The sequence below is a fragment of the Gordonia sp. (in: high G+C Gram-positive bacteria) genome, assembly GCF_049299075.1.
In the GTDB taxonomy this organism is placed as follows: Bacteria; Actinomycetota; Actinomycetes; order Mycobacteriales; family Mycobacteriaceae; genus Gordonia.
Genome location: NZ_JBAQWU010000184.1, coordinates 1 through 2,934, shown reverse-complemented (window position 1 = coordinate 2,934; position 2,934 = coordinate 1). Strand labels below are relative to the sequence as shown.

Genomic DNA, 2,934 nt, shown 5'->3' with positions numbered 1-2,934 from the left:
AGTGGGTAATCGAGCTGATACTCGGTGGTCCACCGATCCTGCTTCTCCACCGCATCGCGGCTGATCCCGATGCGCTGCACACCGGCCGCGGCGAACTCGGCGGCCAGATCGCGGAAGTGGCACGCTTCTTTGGTGCAGCCCGGGGTGAAGGCCGCCGGGTAGAAGAACAGCACCACGGGCCCGTCGTTCAGCAGTTCGGAGAGTCGGCGGAGGGCGCCGGTCTGATCGGCGAGCGCGAAGTCGGGGGCTTTGTCACCGGGTTTCATGCCTCCAGTCTGCCGTATCGCGACCGGTCACGGTCCGGTCCGGTCCGCCCACACCGGCTGCCGCTTCTCCAGGAATGCGCCGATCCCCTCACGCGCATCGCAGGTGACGGCGTTGGCGGCCATCGTCTCGGTCATCAGCCGGTAGGCCTCCGGCTCGGTGGCATCGATTTGGGCGTAGAAGGCCCGCTTGCCGATCGCGAGGGTATCGGCGCTCGATGCCGCGATGCGGGTGGCCAGCTGGTGCACTTCTTCGGTCAATTCGGCGGCCGGGACCGCCGCATTGATCAATCCCCACTCCACTGCGGTGGCGGCGTCGACCATCTCGCCGGTCAACAGCATCTGCATGGCGCGCTTACGGCCGATCGCCCGGGTCAGCGGCACCATCGGCGTCGAGCAGAACAGACCGATTTTGACGCCCGGAGTGGAGAAGCGCGCATCGTCGGCGGCGATCGCCAGATCGCAGGTGGCCACCAACTGGCAGCCGGCCGCCAGTGCCATACCCTGCACCTGGGCGATCACCGGCTGGGCGACGTCGTGCACGGTCGCCATCAACTCGGCACAGGCGGCGAAGATACTGCGCTCATCGTCCAGGGTGGCCCCGTGCACCTCGGCGAGGTCGTGTCCGGCGGAGAACGCCGGCCCCTCGGCGGCGAGGACGATCACACGCACCCGCGCATCCGAGCTCAAGTCGCGGAGCAGTCGGGTGGCTTCGCGCATCACACTGCGCGACAACGGATTTCGGCGGCGAGCCGCTCGCAAGGTGATGGTTCCTATCGGCTCAGCGATCTCCGCCGTCACTGCCTGGCTCGTAGTCGTCATACAGCCATCATGGCTGCCGCACCGCTACTACGGGCGGGTTGCGCCGATCGGCCGCCGAGGCGAACTCGGCGGCCGTCGTCGTCAGGCTGTGTGGCCGGTCAGTGAGTGGCCGAGGCCAGATCGGCGTTGAGCGTCTGACTCGGGCACATCGCCGCGTGCAGCTTCTCCACATCGGGCTGGTAGTAGCCGCCCAGGTCTACTGCCTTACCCTGCACCGAGGACAGCTCCTCGAGGATTTTGTCCTGATCGGCGGCCAGCTTCTCGGCGAGCGGCGCGAAGTGGGCAGCCAGGTCGGCGTCGTCGGTCTGCGTGGCCAGGGCCTGCGCCCAGTACAGCGCCAGCCAGAACTGGCTGCCGCGGTTGTCGAGTTCACCGGTGTTGCGCGACGGCGATTTCCGGTTCTCCAGGAGGGTTCCGGTCGCCTGGTCGAGGGTCGCGGCCAGAATCGAAGCCTTGGGATTGCCATCCTTGCGGCCCAGGTCGTCCAGGCTCGCGGCCAGCGCCAGGAACTCGCCGAGCGAATCCCAGCGCAAATGATTCTCCTCGACCAGCTGCTTGACGTGCTTGGGCGCGCTGCCGCCTGCACCGGTCTCGTACAGGCCGCCGCCAGCCATCAACGGCACGATCGACAGCATTTTGGCACTGGTGCCCAGCTCGAGGATCGGGAACAGGTCGGTCAGGTAATCGCGCAGGATGTTGCCGGTCACCGAAATGGTGTCCAGGCCGCGCATGGCACGCTCCAGCGTGTACCGCATGGCGCGGACCTGCGACATGATCTGAATGTCGAGCCCCTCGGTGTCGTGGTCGGCGAGGTACTTCTTCACCAGGGTGATCAGATTGTTCTCGTGCGGGCGGTACGGATCGAGCCAGAACACCGCAGGCATGCCCGAGGCGCGGGCGCGATCCGCGGCCAGTTTCACCCAATCCTGGATCGGTGCGTCTTTGACGATGCACATCCGCCAGATGTCGCCGGCTTCGACGTTCTGCGACAACAGGACCTCGCCGGTGGAGTCGTCGACGATGTTGGCCACACCCTCGAATGGCACCTCGAAGGTCTTATCGTGCGAGCCGTACTCTTCGGCCTTCTGCGCCATCAGCCCGACGTTCGGGACGGTGCCCATAGTGGTCGGATCGAAGGCGCCGTTGGTCTTGCAGAAGTTGATGATCTCCTGGTAGATCCGCGCGAAGGTGGACTCGGGCATGACAGCCTTGGTGTCCTTCTTGCGGCCGTCGGCGCCATACATCTTGCCGCCGATGCGGATCATGGCAGGCATGGAGGCGTCGACGATCACGTCGCTGGGCGAGTGGAAGTTCGAGATCCCGCGGGCCGAGTCCACCATCGCCAGTTCCGGCCGCTGCTCATGGCAGCGGTGCAGATCCTCGATGATCTCTTCCTTCTTCGACGCTGGCAGGGTGTCGATCTTCTCGTAGAGATCCACCATGCCGTTGTTGACGTTGACGCCCAGCTCCTCGAAGAGCGCGCCGTGCTTGGCGAAGGCATCCTTGTAGAAGACCTTGACGCAGTGACCGAAGACGATCGGGTGGCTGACCTTCATCATGGTCGCCTTGACGTGCAGCGAGAGCATGACGCCGGTCTTGTAGGCGTCCTCGAACTGCTCCTCGTAGAACGCGCAGAGCTTCTTCTTGCTCATGAACATCGAATCGGCGACGTCGCCCTTGCCGAGCGCCAGGTGCGGCTTGAGGACGATCGTCTCGCCGTTCTCGCCGGTCAGCTCCATGCGGACGTCCCGGTCCTTATCGAGAGTCATCGACTTCTCGCCGTGGTAGAAGTCGCCTTCGGTCATGTGCGCGACGTGCGTCCGCGAGGCCATCGACCACTCACCCATGC

At 65.2% G+C, this 2,934-nt stretch carries 3 protein-coding genes; all 3 read right to left on the bottom strand.

The annotated features are described in order from the left end of the window. Nucleotides 1–266, bottom strand: a 266-nt coding sequence (locus WAW85_RS06005) for a peroxiredoxin (RefSeq protein ID WP_422558729.1), incomplete at its 3' end; no start/stop codon positions are given. Between the two features lie 27 nt (nucleotides 267–293). Beyond that, nucleotides 294–1,085 (bottom strand): enoyl-CoA hydratase, encoded by a 792-nt coding sequence (locus WAW85_RS06000; protein WP_422558728.1) that lies wholly within the window; start codon nucleotides 1,083–1,085, stop codon nucleotides 294–296. Nucleotides 1,086–1,183: 98 nt separating this feature from the next. Further along, on the bottom strand, nucleotides 1,184–2,934 hold a 1,751-nt coding region (locus WAW85_RS05995; protein WP_422558727.1), incomplete at its 5' end, for an NADP-dependent isocitrate dehydrogenase.